We start from the raw sequence: 18515 nt of genomic DNA on the forward strand, positions 1-18515 counted from the left end.
TCGGGCGAGCGTGCATCGAGGGTGAAATCCACGCGGGCCGGAATCACGTTGATCGCGCCGGGCTGCACCTGCGCGACGCCGACGGTGGCGACCGTGTCCATGCGCGTCGAGCCCGCGCGCTCCACGATGCCGATCATTTCGGCAACGGCGGCGAGCGCATCGCGGCGCATGGTCATGGGCACGGTTCCCGCATGGCCCGCCTCGCCGATTACGGTGGCGCGGGCACGGGTGATGCCGTTGATGGCGGAGACGATGCCGACGGGCAGATCGCCCGCTTCGAGCTGCGGCCCCTGCTCGATGTGAACTTCGAGATAGCCGCGATAAAGTTTGGGATCGCGCGTGAGCGCCGCGATGCCCCGATGGTCGCCGCCGAATTGGGCGAGGGCTTCGCGCAGCGAAACGCCTTCCGCATCCCGGCCGTCGAGCCAGGCTTCGTCGAAGCGGCCGGCGAGCGCATAGGATGTGGAGAGATTGGTCGGAAAGCGAACGTTCTCCTCATCCCCGAAGGCTACGATTTCGATGGGGCAGGAGGGCACGATGTTCTGCTCGCGCAGAGCCTCAGTAATGGCGATGCCGAGCACCACGCCCAGATTGCCGTCATAGCGCCCCGCATCCACCACCGAGTCGATATGGGAGCCGATGAGGAGCGCCGGCGCTGAGGGATTGCTGCCCTCGATGCGCCCTACCACCGAGCCGAGAGCATCGATATGCGCCTTAAGCCCAGCCTGCCGCATGAGGTCGAGCGTGGCTTCGGCGGCCTTGCGGTGGGCCTTCGAGAGATAGAGGCGCGTGAGGCGCCCGGGCTCGTCGGTATGCCGGGCGAGATCCTCGATCATCGCCATGACCCGGCGGCCGAGGGTGAGGGCGGAAGCGTTCGTCATAGGTTTCACAGTTTCAGGAACCGGAGTGTTCTGCAAGAGGGAGGTAGCATGCTCCGGAGCTCTTTGAACCTGCGCCGCTCTTGTGTCATCCCCGGCAAGCGTCAGCGAGGGAAGGGGATCCATAGCGTAGCGTGCGTGGGTGGATTCCCTTCCCCTCCGCTGCGCTTCGGCCGGGAATGATACCCCGTGGTGACAATCTCCTATGTCATCACCGGCCTTGTGCCGGTGATCCCGATTGTGTGAAGCGCCGCGCTTTTCGGATCGGGATGGCCGGGACAAGCCCGGCCATGACGAAGTGAGGGACTCTCGCGCTCACAGGATCAGCCGAAGCGCTTTGAAGAATCGCTTACGCCGCGACGCCCAGCTTCTTTTGCAGGCTTGAGGAGGAGGTGGTGTATTGGAACAGCAGCTTCTTTTCCGGATACACGTAGCGGTGCACCTTCTGGGCCGCCAGCGCGCCCTCGTGGAAGCCGGAGAGGATGAGCTTCAGCTTGCCCGGATAGGTGTTGATGTCGCCGATGGCGAAGATGCCGGGCACGTTGGTCTCGAACTTCTCGGTATCGACCGGGATCAGGTTCTCGTGCAGGTTCAAGCCCCAATCGGCGATGGGGCCGAGCTTCATGGTGAGCCCGAAGAAGGGCAGCATCACGTCGCAATCCACCGTGAGTTCGGAGCCGTCGTCCTTGCGGATCGTGGCGCCATGCAGCACGTGGTTCTCGCCCTTCAGGTGGCTCACCTGGCCGAGATGCAGGTCCATGTCGCCCGAGGCGACGAGGGAGCGCATCTTCTCTACCGTATGGGGCGCGGCGCGGAAGGCATCGCGGCGATGGAGCAGGGTCAGGCGCTTGGCGATGGGCTGCAGGTTCACGGTCCAGTCGAGGGCCGAATCGCCGCCGCCGACGATCAGTACCTTCTTGTCGCGGAACATCTCCATCTTGCGAACTGCATAGAAGACGCTCGTGCCCTCATAGGCCTCGATGTTCTCGATCGGCGGCTTCTTGGGCAGGAACGAGCCGCCGCCGGCGGCGATGATCACGGCCTTGCAGGTGAAGGTGGTGTCGTTTTCCGACGTCTTGACGCGGAAGAGGGGCGCCTCGGGCGTACCCAGCGTCTCGATGCTTTCCACCATCTCGTTGAAGTGGAAGGTCGGGTGGAAGGGCTCGATCTGGGCCATGAGGTTGTCGACGAGGCCTTGGCCCGTCACCATCGGGAAGCCCGGAATGTCGTAGATCGGCTTTTCCGGATAAAGCTCGGCGCACTGGCCGCCCACCATCGGCAGAATGTCGATGAGGTGACATTTGATGTCGAGGAGCCCCAGTTCGAACACGGCGAACAGACCCACAGGCCCGGCACCGATGATGACGACATCCGTTTCGATATGGTCGGTCATGAACAGGCTCCTTCGAGAGACCGCTTTCGAAAAGCACGGTCTCGATAACTTGGCAATGCGACAGGCTGGTTAGTTACCCGTCGGCGCGAGGGTGACTTCCAGGCCGTCGAGTTCCGGGGACCAGAGGATCTGGCAGGAGAGGCGCGAATTGGACCGCGTCATCACGGTGTCGAGCTGGTCCTCCTCCTCCCCGGTGGGAGGATAGAGCTTGCCCAGCCAGGACTCGTCCACGAAGACGTGGCAGGTGGCGCACTCGCAGGCTCCGCCGCACAGCCCCTCGATGGGCAGGCCCCAATCCCGGATAATCTCCATGACCCGCCATCCCTCGATGGCCTCGAGGGTGTGGCGCTGGCCGTCCCGGTCGGTCACATGGATAACGCCCATGAAAGGCTGATTCCTTCGCGTGGTTTACGGGGTGCAGCGCGGGAGGCGCGCCGGATGGGGTGCATATCGACTTTTCAGCCCGTTCCGTCAATGGATTAGGGCTACGTTTGTTGCCCCTGGGACCGTTTGCCTAAACCCCCAGGGTCTCCGCCCTCAGGCGCTCATCGGCCATCAGCTCGACCATGGAGCCCATGAAGCGCATTTCGCCGCGCTCGATCACAATGGCCCGGTCGCTGATGCCCGCGGCAAAAGCCCAGTTCTGCTCGGAGAGGAGCACCGCCACGCCCTCCGCCTTCATGGCCCGGATGGCTTCCGCCATCATCTGCACGATCACCGGGGCGATGCCCTCGGAGGGCTCATCCAGCAGGATGGCGTCCGGGTTGCCCATGAGAGTGCGGGCGATGGTGAGCATCTGCTGCTCCCCGCCGGACATCTGGTTGCCCCGCCGCCCGCGCATCTCGGCGAGGTTGGGGAAGAGCCGGAAGACCCGCTCGGGCGTCCAGGGGGACCGCCTCCCGCTGCCGGCCTTGCGGCCCGCCTCCAGGTTCTCGTCCACGGTCAGGTCCGTGAAGATGCGCCGGTCCTCGGGCACATAGCCGAGGCCGAGGCGGGCGATCCGGTAGGTGGACAGGCGGGAGAGGGTATGGCCCTTGAAGGTGGCCTTCTCGGCGGTTGCGGGGATCAGGCTCATGATGGCCTTGAGCGTCGTGGTCTTGCCCGCGCCGTTGCGGCCGACGAGGGCCAGCACCTCGCCCGCATAAAGCTGGAACGACAGGCCGAACAGCACCTGCGCCCGGCCGTAGGATGCGTTCATGTTCCAGATTTCGAGAAGCGGYGCGCTCATGCGGGGCTCACTCCTTTAGGCCGTTCGAGAGCATGTTCGTCGCCGAGATAAGCGCGCCGGACTTCCGCATTCTGGCGGATCTCGTCGGGGGCGCCGGTGGCGATGATCTGGCCGCGCACGAGCACGATCACCCGTTCTGCATGGCCAAACACCACATCCATGTCATGCTCGGTGAACAGAACGCCGATGCCCTTCGCATCGGCGATGGACCCCGTGAGCTCCATCAGCTCCGCGCGCTCGCGCGCCGCCATGCCGGCCGTAGGCTCGTCCATGAGCAGGAGCTTCGGCTGTCCCGCGAGCGCGATAGCAAGCTCCACCCGCTTCACGTCGCCATAAGCGAGAACAGAGCAGGGATGATCCGCAGCCTTCTCCATTCCAACCTGCTTCAGCAGGTTCATGGCTTCATCGCGATGGCGGTAGCGCGTGGGCGACCACAACGCACCGGTTTCGCGGCTGTGGCTGAGAAGCGCCATCTGCACGTTCTCGGCCACCGTCATGGAGAGGAAGGTTTGCGCCACCTGGAAGGTGCGGCCGACGCCGAGGCGAAAGCGCTTCTGCGGCGCGGTGTTGGTGATGTCCTGTCCATCGAGCAGAACCGCGCCGCGATCCGGGCGAAGCTGCCCGCCCACCATGTTGAACACGGTCGATTTGCCTGCGCCGTTCGGGCCGATGATGGCTAAAAGCTCGCCACGATCGAGCGAGAAGCTCACATCGCGCGCCGCCGCCACGCTGCCGAATGATTTAGCGAGGTGCTGCACGGAGAGAAGCATCATGCGCGCTCCTCGCGCCAGTATTGAAGGGTGCCGACGAGCCCGCGCGGGAAGAGGAGAACGATGGCGATGATGGTGGCGCCCAGCACCAGCCGCCACAGGGATGTGAGCGGCATGATCTGGTCGCGCAGCACATGCAGAACGCCTGCACCGACAAGCGGGCCGGTGACGGTTTGGATGCCGCCGAGAAGCAGCATGGTCAGCGCATCGACGGATGTCGGAATGCCGAGCAGACTCGGATCGACGGAGCCGCGCGAGAACGCATAGAGACCGCCCGCAAGCCCCGCCGCCGCGCCGGAAATGGCGAAGGCGATCCACCGATGCTGGCGGATTTTCAGGCCGATGGCCTCCGCGCGCGCTTCCGAGTCGCGCGCGGCGCGCAAGGCATAGCCGAACGGCGCATCGATGACGCGCACCAGCAGGAGAACCGTGAGCGATGTGAGGGCGAGCGTGAAGAGATAATAGGTTGCGGGGCTGGACGCCCAAGATGATGGCCATACGCCGACGATGCCGTTGTCACCGCCGGTCACCTCGACCCATTGGAACGCGACCGCGAAGATGATCTGCGCTGCGGCAAGCGTCATCATCGCGAGATAGATGCCGGACAGGCGCACCACGAAGGCGCCGATGATCGCCGCGCCGATGGCAGCGAGAGCCAAGCCCATGGGAAGCGCGCCTTCCATCGGAAGGTTCGCCCATTTCACGGCAAGCGCCGCGCCATAGGCACCGAGGCCGAAGAAGGCCGCGTGGCCGAAGCTCACGATGCCGCCGACGCCGATGAGAAGCTGCAGGCTGAACGCGAAGAGCGCGAAAATGAGGATCTCGGTTCCGACCTTCAGCACATAGTCATCGCCGATCAGCGGAAGGGCTGCGAAAACCATGATGGCGATGAAGGTGAACAGGGCGGTCAGCGGCGAGTGCTTGCGGCTTGCGATGCCTACCGCATGCGTGCCGCCGATCACTTCCGGCCTGCCGAAGAAACCGTTCGGCCTTAACGCCAGCACCACGGCCATGAGCAGGAAGACGACGACGAGCGTGCTTTTCGGAAAGATGAGGATGCCGAAGGCCTGCAATTGCCCGATGATGAGAGCCGCGAGAAACGCCCCGGGCACGCTTCCCATGCCGCCGACGACGGTGACCACGAAGGCTTCCGCGATGATGGAGAGATCCATGCCCGCATGGGCCGACACGCGCGGGATCTGCAGCGCGCCGCCAAGGCCTGCGAGAAACGCGCCGAGGAAGAGCGTGCCGGTGAACAGCAGGCGCTGATTGACGCCGAGCGCCGCGATCATGTCGCGATCCTGCGTCGCCGCACGTACCAGCACGCCGAAGCGCGTCTTGCGCAAGAGGAGCCACACGAGACCGAGCACCACAGGGCCGGCGGCGATCAGCACGAGTTCATAGGATGGAAAGCGCCGCCCGAGAATTTCGACAGGCGCGCGCAGGCCCGGCGCGCGCGGGCCCAGGATGTCTTCGGGTCCGAAAGCGAGGATCACGAGATCCTGCACCACGAGCACGACGCCGAAGGTGGCGAGCAGCTGGAAGAGTTCGGGTGCGCCATAGATCCGGCGCAGCAGCAGCACTTCGATCAGAACGCCGATGATGCCGACGATGAGCGCTGCCGCGAGAATGCCGGCCCAGAAGGTGAGGGGGCCGAAGGAATATTCGAGCAGGCGCGGCACCAATGTGGCGGCGGTGTAGGCGCCGATCATGTAGAGCGAGCCGTGCGCGAAGTTCACGATGCGCGTGACGCCGAACACGAGCGTGAGGCCACAGGCGGTGATGAAAAGGGAAGAGGCGCTGGAGAGCCCGTTGAGGGCCTGAATGACAATGAAGGAGGGGTCCATTTTTCACCCTCCCCTTGAGGGGGAGGGTCGGCCGTCAGGCCGGGGTGGGGTGGGAAGCGCAGAAGCTTCCGAGTTGGGCGAGCCATACAGGCCCGCGTAAATGGTGTCGAGAACGCCGGACATGTTCTCGCTCAGTTCGGCATTCCAGAATCGCATGACGCGATAGCCTTCGTTCTCAAGCCACCGGGTCCGGCGTTCGTCTTTCGCAGCTACATCATCCTGAGAATGATGGCCGCCATCGAGTTCGATGATGAGGCGGGCCTTCAGGCAGGCGAAGTCCGCAACATACGGACCGATCGGCACCTGCCGCCGGAAGTGGCTGCCATAAACGGGAATGGCCTTCAGGGCACGCCAGAGACGCTGCTCAGGCTCGGTGGCGTTCGAGCGAAGCTGTTTGGCATTTTCACGTCTAAAGCGGCTGATTTTCGACATGACTGGTTTTCTGTTGTGGTGCCACCCCACCCCGGCCTAGCGGCCGACCCYCCCCCTCAAGGGGAGGGTAAAGGCGCCCGCCCATCAATCCTTCCGCACCGCCTTCACCTCAGCCTCAGTCGGCATAAAGGAGGTACCGTCCTGGTAGGTCCACTCGCTCATGCCGCCATTCGCGCCCTTGAGCACGAGCTTGCCGACCCAGGCGCCCATGGTGGATTGGTTGTCGATACCGCGCATGGTGACGGGGCCGGCGACCGTATCGAATTTCGCATCTTCCAGCGCCTTGATCATCGCGTCAGTATCGGTCGAGCCGGCGCGCTCGATGGTGTCGCGGATCATGTTGACGACCATGTAGCCGAGCAGCGAGCCGAGACGCGGCGTCTCGTTGAACTTCGCGCGATAGGCGTCGATGAAGGCCTTGTGCTTGGGTTCAGTGATCTCGTCCCAAGGGTATCCCGTGACGGTCCATCCTTCAGGCACTTCGTCCTTCAGAGGCAGCAGCCATTCGGGCTCGCCGGTGAGCAGCGAGAGAACCGTCGCATCCTCGAACAGTCCGCGGGTGTTGCCCTCGCGGACGAATTGCGTGAGGTCGGGGCCGAAGAGCACGTTGAAGATGCCGTCGGGCTTGGCCTGCTCGAGCGCGGAGACGGTGGCGCCCGCCTCGATCTTGCCCAGCGCCGGATACTGCTCCGCGACGATCTCGGCATCGGGAATCTGTTCTTTGAGCAGGCGCTTGAAGGCTCCCGCCGCCGACTGGCCGAATTCATAGTTCGGCGCCACGATGGCCCAGCGCTTGGCGCCGGATGCCTTGGCCTGCTTCATGAGCATGCCGACCTGCATGGAATTGCTGGGCCGGACGCGGAAGGTATAGCGGTTGCCCTGCGCCATGGTGATGGCATCGGTCAGAGGCTCGGCGGCGATGTAGACGATCTTTTTCTGATTGGCGTAGTCCGCCATGGCCACGCCGACATTCGACAGAAACGAGCCGAAGAGCAGAACCGCGCCTTCGCGGCTGACCAGCTCGTCCGCCACGCGGGTGGCATCGCTCGTCGTGCCGCCGTCGTCGCGGGAGACGATCTCGAGCTTGCGGCCGAGAACCCCGCCCTTGGCGTTGATCTCGTCGAGCGCCATCTGCCAGCCGTTGCGGTAGGGCACGGTGAAGGCCGCCTGCCTGGCATAGGAATTGAGCTCGCCGATCTTGATCGGGGGCTGCTGGGCGACAGCGGGGCTGCCGAGGGCCAGCGCCAATCCAAGAGCAAGCCAGCGTGTCATCGATGCCTTCGCCATGACGCTTATCCTATTGATGTGCATGGATTTGCCCTGGATGTAGGGCCAATCGGCCTTGGAAGAAAGTCCAAATTGCCAAGGTTCGAAATTTCCTGCCTTGCTTGAGACCAAGGGGCAATGACCCATTTGATCTGATCGTTCCCTCGTTTCGCGTGGTCCCATGCTCCTCGACAATGATCCCGCCCGGGCCTTCATGCCCTATCCCGCCGTTTCCGTACCTAACGCGGAGCAGGGGCCCCTCGCGGGGCTGACATTTGCCGCAAAAGACCTGTTCGACGTGGCGGGCTACCCGACCGGATGCGGCTCGCCGCAGATGCTCGCGATGTCGGGGATCAAGACCCGCACGGCGCCCATCGTCCAGAAGCTGCTCGAATCGGGCGCCCGGCTGGTCGGCAAGACGATCACGGATGAACTCGCCTTCTCCATGAGCGGCAAGAACGCCCATTTCGGCACCCCGGTGAATGGCGGCGCGCCGAACCGCATTCCCGGCGGCTCCTCGGCAGGCTCGGCTGCAGCCGTCTCCAATGGATTGTGCGATTTCGCGCTCGGCACGGATACGGGCGGCTCGGTGCGTGCGCCGGCGAGCCATTGCGGGCTCTTCGGCATCAGGCCGACCCATGGCCGGGTGAGCCTGGAACTCTGCCACGATCTCGCGCCCTCCTTCGACACCTGCGGCTACTTCACCCGGGATGGCGCAACCTTCGTCCGGGTGGGCGAGGTGATGCTGGGAGAGGACACGAACCCGCTCTCCGAGAACCCGAAGCTGCTTCTGGCCAAGGATGCCTTCAGCCTTATCGCATTAGAGGTGCGGGATGCCCTCGCGCCGGCCCTCAAGCGGGTCGAGGCCGTGCTCGGCGCGCCGGAGGGGACAGAGGTGGCGGTCGAGGGTTTTATCGCCCTCTACTGGGCCATGCGCTATATCCAGAGCCGGGAGGCCTGGATGGTCGATGGGCCGATGATCGAGCGCTATCAACCCCCACTCGGCCCCGGCGTCGCGGACCGGTTCGAGTTCTCGCGGGCGGTCACGGATGCGCAAGTGGCTGAAGCCCAGGTGATCCGCAGCGCCTTCCGGGCGCGCTTCAACGCGCTGCTGGCGCGCGATACGGTGCTCGTCCTGCCGACCATGCCTGATGTCGCGCCGCTGCTCTCGGAGAGCGACGATGCCCTCAACGATTACCGCAACAAGGCGCTGAACCTGCTCTGCCTTTCCGTGCTGTCGGGCCTGCCGCAGGTTTCGATCCCGCTCGCCTCGCGCCTGAGCGCGCCGCTCGGCCTGTCCCTGATGGGGCCTGCGGGATCGGACAGGAGCCTCGTCTCCCTTAGCCAACGCATCGCCGATACCACTTCTGCCGATTGAACCCATCCTGCCCGATATCGTTAGCGGCGGGACCAGCCATAGGGGCACATGATGACCAATCCGACCGTTCACCCGCAGATGCCTCACGTGGCGGTGGCGAGCGCCTGCGTGCTCGGCGAAGGCCCGGTCTGGGACGACCGCTCGAATACGCTTTTCTGGGTGGACATCAAGAGCCCCGGCATCTGGCGCTATCATCCCGAGACGAACGAGCATTCGCGGGTCGATGCGCCCGAGCGCGTCGGCTTCATCGCGCTCACTCCCGATCCCGATGTAGTCATCGCGGGCTTCAAGTCGGGCCTTGCACGGTTCAACCTGAAGACGGCAGAGGCGGAGCCCATCGTCGCGCCGGAAAAGGATCTGCCGGGCAATCGCATCAATGACGGCTATGTGGGGCCTGACGGCGCGATCTATTTCGGCACCATGCACGATGACGAGACCGATGAATCGGGCTCGTTCTGGCGCTGGGACGGCAAGGAACTGAGCCAGTTCCATTCCGGCTTCATCGTCACCAACGGGCCCGCCTTCAGCCACGACGGCCAGACGCTCTATGCCACCGACACGGTGAATGGGGTCATCTATGCGTTCGATGCCGGAGAAGGAAAGGTCGGCGAGCCGCGCCGCTTCGCCCGCTTCGAGGAAGGCTGGGGCCATCCCGACGGCATGGCGGTGGATGCGGAAGGTTATGTGTGGGTCTGCCATTGGGGCGCATCCCGCATCACGCGATTCGCGCCGGACGGATCGGTGGAGCGCATCGTGCCCGTGCCCACCGCTCAGGTGACGAAATGCGCCTTCGGTGGACCGGACCTCGCCACGCTCTACATCACCACTGCATCCATCGGCCACGATCCGCATGTGGACCCCATGGCGGGGCATCTGTTCAGGCTGGATACGGGCGGCATTCGGGGGCTGAAGACCAACATCTTCGAGGGTTGAGCATGGCGATAGAGCGTTTCGGCACCGCGAACGGTGAGGATGTCCTTGAGATCACCCTCACCGGTCCCGATGGGATGCAGATGAAGGTGCTGACCTGGGGCGCGGTGATCCGCGACCTGATCGTGCCTTTCTCGGGCGGTCGGCAGCGGGTGGTGCTGGGCCTCAACTCCATCGAGGATTACATCGCCCACTCGCCCTATTTCGGAGCCATCGTGGGCCGGCATGCCAACCGCATCGGCGGCGCGCGGTTCACGATCAGGAACAAGACATATCGGCTTGATGCCAATGAGGGAGAAAACCAGCTCCACGGCGGCTCCATGGGCTTCGGCACGAGGCACTGGAGCATCGTCGCGCACAGCGAGGACCGGGTGACCTTGAGTCTCGTCTCCGAGGATGGCGACATGGGCTATCCGGGGCGAGTGGTTGCCACCTGCACCTATTATCTGCTGCCCAACGCCACTGTCGGCATCGAGCTGACGGCAACCACCGACCAGCAGACGCCGGTGAACCTCACGTCACACAGTTATTTCAATCTGGACGGCAGCCCGAACATCCTGTCTCACCAGCTCACGATCGCGGGTGATTACATCACGCCGACGCGGCATGACCTTATTCCCACGGGCGAGATCCTGCGGGTGGCGGATTCGGCTTATGACTTCACTGCTGCGCGATCCGTTGGTGCGGAGCTCATCAACGACGATACTCTTTACGATACCAACTACGTGCTGCGTGGCCCTTACGGAGTAATCCGTCATGCGGCCACGCTTTTGTCGCCCGCAAACGGTCTGAACATGGAGCTGTGGACCACAGAGCCCGGCGTTCAATTCTATGCGGGACATATGATCAATATCCCGGTTCCAGGCCTGGACGGTGCGCATTATGGCCGTCACGCAGGCCTTTGCTTGGAGCCGCAGCGTTTTCCCGACAGCCCCAATAATGCCCATTTCCCATCGTCTCTTCTCAAACCGGGGCAGGTTTCCAGGCAGGTCAGCGAACTGAGGTTCTCCGGCTAGCCTGGAACTTTGCCACAACTTGGCCGTTTTTTCTGCAGGCGTTGCGTTCCGAGAAAAACGAATGAGAAGGGAATGCTCTCGATGCCCGTGCTCGATGCGAAAGCCTTGGAGACCGACCCGCAGGGAATGGCTTTCCTCCGAAGCGTCTTGCGTCAAAAGCCCTTAGCCCCACAGATCGCATCCAAGGAGGTATCTCCTCGGAAGGAATTACCGCAGCCTCTGAGGACGCGCCTGCGCCTGGCGCGCAGGGCTAAGGATCTCATTACCCATCAGGTATGATTTGAGTTGCGGCAGGCACGCCTGCCGCCTTATCAGGCTGCTAAACCACGCTTGGTGAGAAGCGCATCCACCGTGGGCAAGCGTCCGCGGAACGACGTATAGGCTTCCGCCGGATCGCGCAGGTTGCCGGCCGAATAGATGAAGCGCTTCAGCCGCTCTGCCATGTCCTTGTTGAAGGCGTCCCCCGTTTCCTCGAACGCGACGAAGGCATCCGCGTCCAGCACCTCCGACCAGAGATAGCTGTAATAGCCTGACGAATAGCCGTCGCCGGAGAACACATGCGCGAAATGCGGCGTGCGATGGCGCATGATGATCTCGCGCGGCATACCGATCTTCTCGAGCGTCTCCTTTTCGAAGGCGGACACGTCGAGATCGCTCACATCCTTGCGGCGGTGAAGTTCGAGATCGACAAAGGCGGAGGCGAGATATTCGACGGTGGCGAAACCCTGGTTGAAGTTGCGCGCCGCCATCAGGCGCTCCAGCAATTCCTCCGGAATCGGCTCGCCCGTCCGGTAATGGGTCGCGTAGCGACGCAGGATGTCGGGTTGCGACAGCCAGTGCTCGTAGAGCTGCGAGGGAAGCTCTACGAAATCCGTCGAGACGGCGGTGCCCGCGAGCAGCGGATAGGTCACGTTGGAAAGGAGGCCGTGCAGGCCGTGGCCGAACTCGTGGAAGAGCGTGCGCGCATCGTCGAAGCTGAGAAGCGAGGGCTCGCCCGCGCCGCCCTTCGCGAAGTTCATCACGTTGACGATGATCGGGCGCACGTCGCCGGTCAGCTTTTCCTGCGAGCGGAAGGCGCTCATCCACGCGCCGCTGCGCTTCGAGCTTCGGGCGAAATAATCCCCAATGAAGGTGCCGATATGTTTGCCGTCCGCATCGAGAACTTCCCAGGCGCGGATATCGGGGTGATAGCGCGGGAAGTCCTTCAGCTCCTTGAAGCTCAAGCCGAACAAACGATGCGCGGTCTCGAAGGATGCCTCGATGATGCGGTCGAGCTGGAAATACGGCTTGATGACAGCCTCATCCAGATTGTGGCGCGCCATGCGCACCTGATCGGCATAGAAGCGCCAGTCCCAGGGCTCGATGACGATGTTGTCGCCCTTCGATTGCGCGAGAGCCTGCAGATCGTCGCGCTCCTCCTGTGCTCGTGCGCGGGCGGGCGTCCACACGTCGTTGAGGAGCTTGAGCACCGCGTCGGGCGTCTTCGCCATCGTGTCGGAGAGCTTGAAGTCGGAGAAGGTCTCATAGCCGAGAAGCTTCGCGCGCTCGACGCGCAGAGCCGCCATTTCGGCGATGATGGCCTTGTTGTCGGTCGCACCACCCGTATCGCCGCGGGACGCCCAGCCCTTGAAGGCCTGCTCGCGCAGGTCGCGCCGCTTCGAGAACTGCAGGAAGGGCTCGATGCTCGAACGCGACAGGGTGATCACGTATTTGCCGCTTAAACCCCGCTCCTCGGCGGCCCGCGCCGCCGCTTCGCGCAGGAAGGACGGCAGGCCTTCGAGATCGGCCTCGCCGTCGAGCACGAGCTGATAGGATTTCTCGTCGGCAAGCACGTTCTGGGCGAATTGCGTGCCCAGGCTCGCGAGCCGTTCGGTGATCGCGGCAAGCCGCTTCTTCTCCTCGCCTTGCAGCTTGGCGCCGGCGCGCACGAAGATGGTGTGATAGCGGTCGAGCACGCGCGCCTGTTCCGGCGTCAGGCCAAGGCTCTCGCGCTTCTCGTAGAGATCAGCGACGCGCTTGTAGAGCGCCTCGTTCATGAAGATGCTGTTGCGGTGCTTGGCGAGAATCGGCGCGAGATCGCGCTCGATGGCCTGGATCGCCTCGTTCGTATGCGAGCCCGAAAGGTTGAAGAATACCCCGCCCACGCGCTTGAGGCTCGCGCCGCTGCGTTCCAGCGCTTCGACGGTGTTGGCGAAGCTCGGTGCCTCCGCGCTCTCGGCAATCGTCTTGATCTCGTCCTGCTGTTCGGCCAGCGCTGAGTCGAAGGCGGGCCGGTAATGCTCCGGCGTGATGCTCTCGAAAGGTGGAAGGCCGAAGGGCGTGCTCCAAGGGCTGAGTAGTGGATTGGCCGAATGTGCGCTTGAAGCCGTCATGAATCGCTCCGCCTTGAATAGTGATGCTGTTTCTCAGTCTTACCCGCCTCGGGCGTCGTTCGGAAGAGGCGGGTCAGCTCTGCGCCAGGTGCCGGTTGAGGAAGGCCAGCGAACGCTGCGTGGCGTCCTCTTCGGCTGTGCCCCGGAAGCCGTGGCCCTGGCCCGGATAGACTTTGATCTCATAGGGCACGTTCTGCTGGCGCAGCAATGCCTCGACCGCATAGGCATTCGCCACCGGCACGATGGGGTCGGCCGAGCCGTGCAGAACCAGGGTCGGCGGCAGGCGCGATGTGGCGGCAATCGCGCCCTGCGGCAGCGGTCCGAAATAATTGACCAGGGTTTTCACGCGCGGGTCCGTGCTGGAGACGGCAAGGCCCAGCGCTGCGCCGAGTGAAATCCCAATGATCCCGATGCGGTTCGGGTCTACGAGCGGTTGCTTTCCGGCGAAGGCGAGGGCGTCCTGCACCGTGTCCATCCATGGCATGAAGTTCTGGAAAAGCGTGGCGAAAGAGGCCCGCTTCTCGCCCGTCCGGTCGAGGTAATGAACGAGATGCACCTGATAGCCGGCGGCAGCCACCGCGCGGGCGCCTTGCCGGTATTGGGTGTTGCGGTTCAGGCCATCGGCTCCATGCAGCATGAGCACCGCCGGGCGCGGGGTCGCACTGCCTGGTTCAAAGGTCTCGACCGTGATGGCTCTGCCGCCGCTGTTGAAGGTGTTGCGCTTGGCGGTCACGGGCATGGGGCTTGGCTTATCCTGTTGGGCGTGGAGACTGCTGGAGGCGGCAAGGGCCGCACCGATGAGAACGCTTCGTCGGGTCAGAGTCATGAGGGTTTTGAGACTGTGAAAGGGAGGTTGGGATACCCATGAGGTGGGGCCCGGATCGATGCCTTGCAGATGGCAAAAAGTCCCAGCGCCGCCCCTCGGTCCCTTTCGCGGTAATGGCCAAGGATCGTTTGCAGGTTCAGCACGTTGTTTGCAGAGCCGCGAGATGTTCTCGCACCACCAGAGATCCACCCGATGCGTCCAGCCCCTGTCCCTGTGCCTCCAGAGAACGAAGTCGAGCCCCCTGGAGTCCCCGGCCTGTCCGGTCTGCTGACCTTGGCTGTCGGCGTCGTCGTCCTGGCAGCACTTTATGTGGGGCAGGATGTCTTCCTGCCCGTCGTCATGGCCATTCTCCTGGCCTTCGTGCTCGCGCCTTTCGTGGATGTGATGCGCCGTTGGCATCTGGGGCGCGTGCCCTCTGTCATCATCGCCGTTCTCGTGGCGCTCGGCATCATCGTCTCCATCGGCGGCCTCATCGGCTTCCAGGTGGCAGGGCTCGCATCGGATCTTCCCCGCTACCAGACCACCATCGAGAGCAAGGTCGGCTCCCTGCGCGAGAGCACCATCGGCAGGCTGTCGCACGCACTGCGCGATTTCGGGCATAGGTTCGACCGCGCGGTTGCCGAGCAGCCGCAGGAGAACGCGCAAGCCTCACCGAATGCCGGCGAGTCGCCCGCTCCCGCAGAGGCGGGGCCGCTGCCGGTCGAAGTTCACCAGCCTGATCCGACCCCGGCCCAGATGGCGCGCGACGTGCTGCTGCCTGTGCTCGAGCCGCTCGCCACCATGGGCATCGTCTTCGTGGTGCTGGTCTTCATTCTCATGCAGCGAGAGGATCTGCGCGACCGCATGATCCGCCTGTTCGGCGCCAGCGACCTGCATCGTACCACAGCCGCCATGGACGACGCCGCCCGCCGCCTGAGCCGCTATTTCCTTACCCAGCTCGCCCTGAACGCGTTGTTCGGTCTTTTGGCCGGTATTGGCCTCTGGGCCATCGGCGTGCCAAGCCCCGCCTTGTGGGGCGTTTTCGCGGCCCTCATGCGCTTCGTGCCCTATATCGGCTCCTTCGTCGCGGCGGTCCCGCCGATCGTGCTGGCGGCTGCCGTCGATCCCGGCTGGTCGATGGCGTTGATGACCCTGGCGTTGTTCCTCATCGGCGAGCCTTTGATGGGCCATGTGGTCGAGCCAATCGTCTATGGACAGAGCACCGGCCTGTCGCCCTTCGCCGTTGTCATTTCGGCGATCTTCTGGACCTGGCTGTGGGGACCCATCGGCCTGCTCATCGCAACGCCGCTCACCCTCTGCCTTGTGGTTCTGGGGCGGCACGTGGAACGCCTTGAATTTCTCGATGTGCTGCTCGGCGACAGGCCCGCCTTGTCGCCGGCGGAAAACCTCTATCAGCGTATGCTGGCCGGCGATCCGGACGAGGCTCTGGAATCGGCGGAGGTTCTGCTGAAGGAGCGTTCCCTGACCTCCTATTACGACGAGGTTGCGCTCAAAGGCTTGCAGCTTGCCGCCAACGATGCAACGCGCGGCGTGCTCACCCATCGCCAGCTCGATCAGGTAAGGGGTGTGATCGCATCGCTCGTGCAGGATCTCGGCGGCCACGACGACATCGAGCCGCCGGTGCAGAAAACCAAGGATGAGCCGGTCGCGTCGCCGCAGAGCGAGAAGCCCGCGATCAAGGAACCTGCCATCGTCGGTGAGATGCCCCACGAGGACAAGATCACTGAGAGCTGGAAAGCGGATGGCGCCGTCATGTGCATCGCGGGCCGCGGACCTCTGGATGAAGCAGCGTCCGAGATGCTGGCGCAGCTTCTTCATAAGCACGGGCTCGGCAGCCGTCTCGTGCCGCACGAGGCCGTCTCACGCTCCACCATCTTCAATCTCGATATGACCGGCGTGCAGATGATCTGCATCAGCTATCTCGAGATCAGCGGCACGCCCGCGCATCTGCGGTATCTGCTGCGCCGCCTGCGCAAGCAGGCGCCGAAAGCGCCCATTCTCGTAGGTCTGTGGCCGGCCGAGGATGCGGTGCTGAAAAGCGAGGCGATGCGCGCCACTCTTGGCGCGGATTACTACGTGTCGTCCATGCGCGACGCAGTAGTGTGCTGCCTGAAGGTCGCCACCGGCGAGGAGCAGATTCCGCAAGCCGTGACGACGGAGAGGGCTGCAAACGAAGCGTCGGCGGGAAAGCGGTTGCCGCTGCCGGCGTAGTCTTTCCTTTTACAAACACACTGTCATCCCGGACGGCGTAGCCGATCCAGGATCGCTATCCGAGCTGAGCGTCTGAACCACCACGCCGTCATTCCCGCGAAGGCGGGAACCCATAACCACCGAAGGGGCAGAATAAAGCTCGCGGGTTTCGTTGCGCTTTTCCTCAAACCGTAGTGGTTCCGGGCTCGGCTCTGACGAGCCGCCCCGGAATGACAAAGGGCTCTATCTGTAAAACGATCCCGGATCGGCTGACGCCGTCCGGGATGACGTTTGTGAGTGAGGCCCGTCAGGCAACTTTCTTCCGCGCAAGCCGCGCTTTGATGCTTTCGGGGTCCGCACGCGGCGTCGCTGCGAACAATGTCTTGGTGTATTCGTGCCTCGGGTCGGAGAACACCTCGTCGCGGGTGCCGTATTCCACCGCTTCGCCGAAATACATCACCATCACCTCATCGGCGATGTAGCGCACCACCGACAGGTCGTGGCTGATGAAGACGTAGGTGAGGTTGAACTCGTCCTGGAGATCGGCCAGCAGGTTCAGCACCTGCGCCTGAACCGAAAGGTCGAGGGCTGAAACCGGCTCGTCGAGAACCAGCAGGCTCGGATTGAGCATCAGGGCGCGGGCGATCGCGATGCGCTGGCGCTGGCCGCCCGAGAACATGTGCGGATAGCGGTTGTAATGCTCTTCGCTGAGGCCGACCTTCTTCAGCATGGCCATGGCGCGAGCTTTGCGCTCGTCCGCCGGAACGCCGCCCTGAATCACCAGCGGAGTAGTGAGCGTGTCGCCGATCTTCTTGCGTGGGTTGAGCGAGCCATAGGGGTTCTGAAAGACGATCTGCACTTCGCGGCGCAGATCCTTCGTGAGATCTCCTTTCGCGATGTCGACCTTCTTCCCCTGGATGAAGAGTTCACCGGAGGTCGCGGGGTCGATCAGCGTGAGAATGCGCGCGAGCGTGGACTTGCCGCAGCCGCTCTCGCCGACGATGGCGAGGGTCTTGCCCTTCTCGACCTCGAAGCTCACGCCCTTGACGGCGTGAACGGTGTTTCCCTTGGTGAAGAGGCTGCCGGGCAGGTGGTAGTCGCGGACGATGTTTCGGGCTTCGAGAACAACACTCATGATACGGCCGCTCCGGAGATTTCGGTTCCGTCCTTGAAATAATCGGCGATGGTGGGCAGGCGGTCACCCGTCGCGTTGTCGGGCAATGCAGACAAAAGTGCCTTCGTGTAGTTGCTGCGCGGGTTCTCGAACAGTGACAGCACGTCCGCCTCTTCCATCTTGCGGCCCTTGTACTGCACGACCACTCGGTCGGCAGTCTCAGCGACCACGCCCATATTGTGGGTAATCATGATCATGCCCATTCCGTGATCGTCCTGAAGCTTCACGAGAAGATCGAGGATCTGCTTCTGGATCGTGACGTCGAGAGCCGTCGTCGGCTCGTCGGCGATCAGCAGCTTCGGATTGCAGGCGATCGCCATGGCGATCATCACGCGCTGGCACTGACCGCCGGACATCTGGTGCGGGAATGAATCCAGGCGCTCGGCCGGATTGGGAATGCCGACCGCGGTCAGGAGCTCGATGGCGCGTGCGCGCCGCTCCTTCCGTCCGAGGCCAAGGTGGAAGCGCAGCACTTCCTCGATCTGGAAGCCGACGGTGTAGCATGGATTGAGGCTTGCCATCGGCTCCTGGAAGATCATCGCGATGTCCTTGCCGACGATCTTGCGGCGCTCGGCATCGGTCAGGCTCAGAAGGTCGCGGCCGTTGAAAGTCATCTTGTCGGCCGTCACCTTCGCGGTCCACGGCAGAAGGCCCATCACGGCAAGCATCGACACGGACTTGCCCGAGCCGGATTCGCCCACGATGGCCAGGACCTCGCGCTCGTGCACTTTAAGCGACACGCCGTCGACCGCCCGGAACAGGCCGGTGGAGGTCTGGAACTCGACGACGAGGTTCTCGATTTCAAGAAGCGCCAT

General features: G+C 63.6%; 16 protein-coding genes. 4 read left to right on the top strand and 12 right to left on the bottom strand.

What is annotated here, in order from left to right:
• From ACXJKO_RS04675 to ACXJKO_RS04710, 8 genes are all read right to left on the bottom strand, one after another.
• Positions 1 to 881 (bottom strand): hydantoinase/carbamoylase family amidase (locus ACXJKO_RS04675; RefSeq protein WP_457089919.1); only part of this gene is annotated, 881 nt, incomplete at its 3' end.
• A gap of 346 nt (positions 882 to 1227) precedes the next feature.
• Complete coding sequence (locus tag ACXJKO_RS04680; protein ID WP_457089920.1) at positions 1228 to 2271, bottom strand: NAD(P)/FAD-dependent oxidoreductase; 1044 nt, start codon at positions 2269 to 2271, stop codon at positions 1228 to 1230.
• A 69-nt stretch (positions 2272 to 2340) separates the two neighbouring features.
• Positions 2341 to 2655, bottom strand: a complete 315-nt coding sequence (locus ACXJKO_RS04685; protein WP_457089921.1) for a 2Fe-2S iron-sulfur cluster-binding protein — start codon at positions 2653 to 2655, stop codon at positions 2341 to 2343.
• Positions 2656 to 2785: 130 nt separating this feature from the next.
• Positions 2786 to 3499, bottom strand: a complete 714-nt coding sequence (locus ACXJKO_RS04690; protein WP_457089922.1) for an ABC transporter ATP-binding protein — start codon at positions 3497 to 3499, stop codon at positions 2786 to 2788.
• Positions 3496 to 4272: an ABC transporter ATP-binding protein gene (locus tag ACXJKO_RS04695; RefSeq protein WP_457089923.1), complete on the bottom strand. Its 777-nt coding sequence runs from the start codon at positions 4270 to 4272 to the stop codon at positions 3496 to 3498. The genes ACXJKO_RS04690 and ACXJKO_RS04695 overlap by 4 nt, the downstream gene beginning before the upstream one ends.
• The gene (locus tag ACXJKO_RS04700; protein WP_457089924.1) at positions 4269 to 6116 is read right to left on the bottom strand and encodes an ABC transporter permease; all 1848 of its coding nucleotides are present in this window, start codon (positions 6114 to 6116) and stop codon (positions 4269 to 4271) included. Before ACXJKO_RS04700 ends, ACXJKO_RS04695 begins: the two co-directional genes overlap by 4 nt.
• A gap of 3 nt (positions 6117 to 6119) precedes the next feature.
• The gene (locus ACXJKO_RS04705; protein WP_457089925.1) at positions 6120 to 6548 is read right to left on the bottom strand and encodes an endonuclease domain-containing protein; all 429 of its coding nucleotides are present in this window, start codon (positions 6546 to 6548) and stop codon (positions 6120 to 6122) included.
• Between the two features lie 84 nt (positions 6549 to 6632).
• Positions 6633 to 7835 carry an ABC transporter substrate-binding protein gene (locus tag ACXJKO_RS04710; protein WP_457089926.1) on the bottom strand — a complete coding sequence of 401 codons (1203 nt, stop codon included), beginning with the start codon at positions 7833 to 7835 and terminating at the stop codon, positions 6633 to 6635.
• A 160-nt stretch (positions 7836 to 7995) separates the two neighbouring features.
• On the opposite strand from ACXJKO_RS04710, the gene ACXJKO_RS04715 reads away from it, so the two are divergent.
• The 3 genes from ACXJKO_RS04715 to ACXJKO_RS04725 are packed head-to-tail and all read left to right on the top strand — an operon-like array spanning position 7996 to position 11138.
• Positions 7996 to 9192, top strand: coding sequence for an amidase (locus tag ACXJKO_RS04715; RefSeq protein ID WP_457089927.1), 1197 nt, complete (start codon positions 7996 to 7998; stop codon positions 9190 to 9192).
• Positions 9193 to 9243: 51 nt separating this feature from the next.
• The gene (locus ACXJKO_RS04720) at positions 9244 to 10125 is read left to right on the top strand and encodes an SMP-30/gluconolactonase/LRE family protein (protein ID WP_457089928.1); all 882 of its coding nucleotides are present in this window, start codon (positions 9244 to 9246) and stop codon (positions 10123 to 10125) included.
• A gap of 2 nt (positions 10126 to 10127) precedes the next feature.
• The gene (locus ACXJKO_RS04725) at positions 10128 to 11138 is read left to right on the top strand and encodes an aldose epimerase family protein (RefSeq protein ID WP_457089929.1); all 1011 of its coding nucleotides are present in this window, start codon (positions 10128 to 10130) and stop codon (positions 11136 to 11138) included.
• A 311-nt stretch (positions 11139 to 11449) separates the two neighbouring features.
• Here ACXJKO_RS04725 and ACXJKO_RS04730 read toward each other — a convergent pair whose 3' ends face one another.
• The gene (locus ACXJKO_RS04730; protein WP_457089930.1) at positions 11450 to 13510 is read right to left on the bottom strand and encodes a M3 family metallopeptidase; all 2061 of its coding nucleotides are present in this window, start codon (positions 13508 to 13510) and stop codon (positions 11450 to 11452) included.
• Positions 13511 to 13583: 73 nt separating this feature from the next.
• Positions 13584 to 14336: a dienelactone hydrolase family protein gene (locus ACXJKO_RS04735; protein ID WP_457089931.1), complete on the bottom strand. Its 753-nt coding sequence runs from the start codon at positions 14334 to 14336 to the stop codon at positions 13584 to 13586.
• Positions 14337 to 14528: 192 nt separating this feature from the next.
• Between ACXJKO_RS04735 and ACXJKO_RS04740 the strand changes: the two genes are divergently transcribed.
• Entirely contained in the window at positions 14529 to 16547 is a 2019-nt protein-coding gene (locus tag ACXJKO_RS04740) for an AI-2E family transporter (protein ID WP_457089932.1), read from the top strand.
• Positions 16548 to 16833: 286 nt separating this feature from the next.
• On the opposite strand, the gene ACXJKO_RS04745 is transcribed toward ACXJKO_RS04740, so the two are convergent.
• Both ACXJKO_RS04745 and ACXJKO_RS04750 read right to left on the bottom strand, forming a co-directional pair.
• On the bottom strand, positions 16834 to 17661 hold the full coding sequence (locus tag ACXJKO_RS04745) for an ABC transporter ATP-binding protein (protein ID WP_457089933.1): 828 nt from the start codon (positions 17659 to 17661) through the stop codon (positions 16834 to 16836).
• On the bottom strand, positions 17658 to 18515 hold the full coding sequence (locus ACXJKO_RS04750; protein WP_457089934.1) for an ABC transporter ATP-binding protein: 858 nt from the start codon (positions 18513 to 18515) through the stop codon (positions 17658 to 17660). Before ACXJKO_RS04750 ends, ACXJKO_RS04745 begins: the two co-directional genes overlap by 4 nt.

It is taken from the genome of Microvirga sp. P5_D2, from assembly GCF_054049475.1.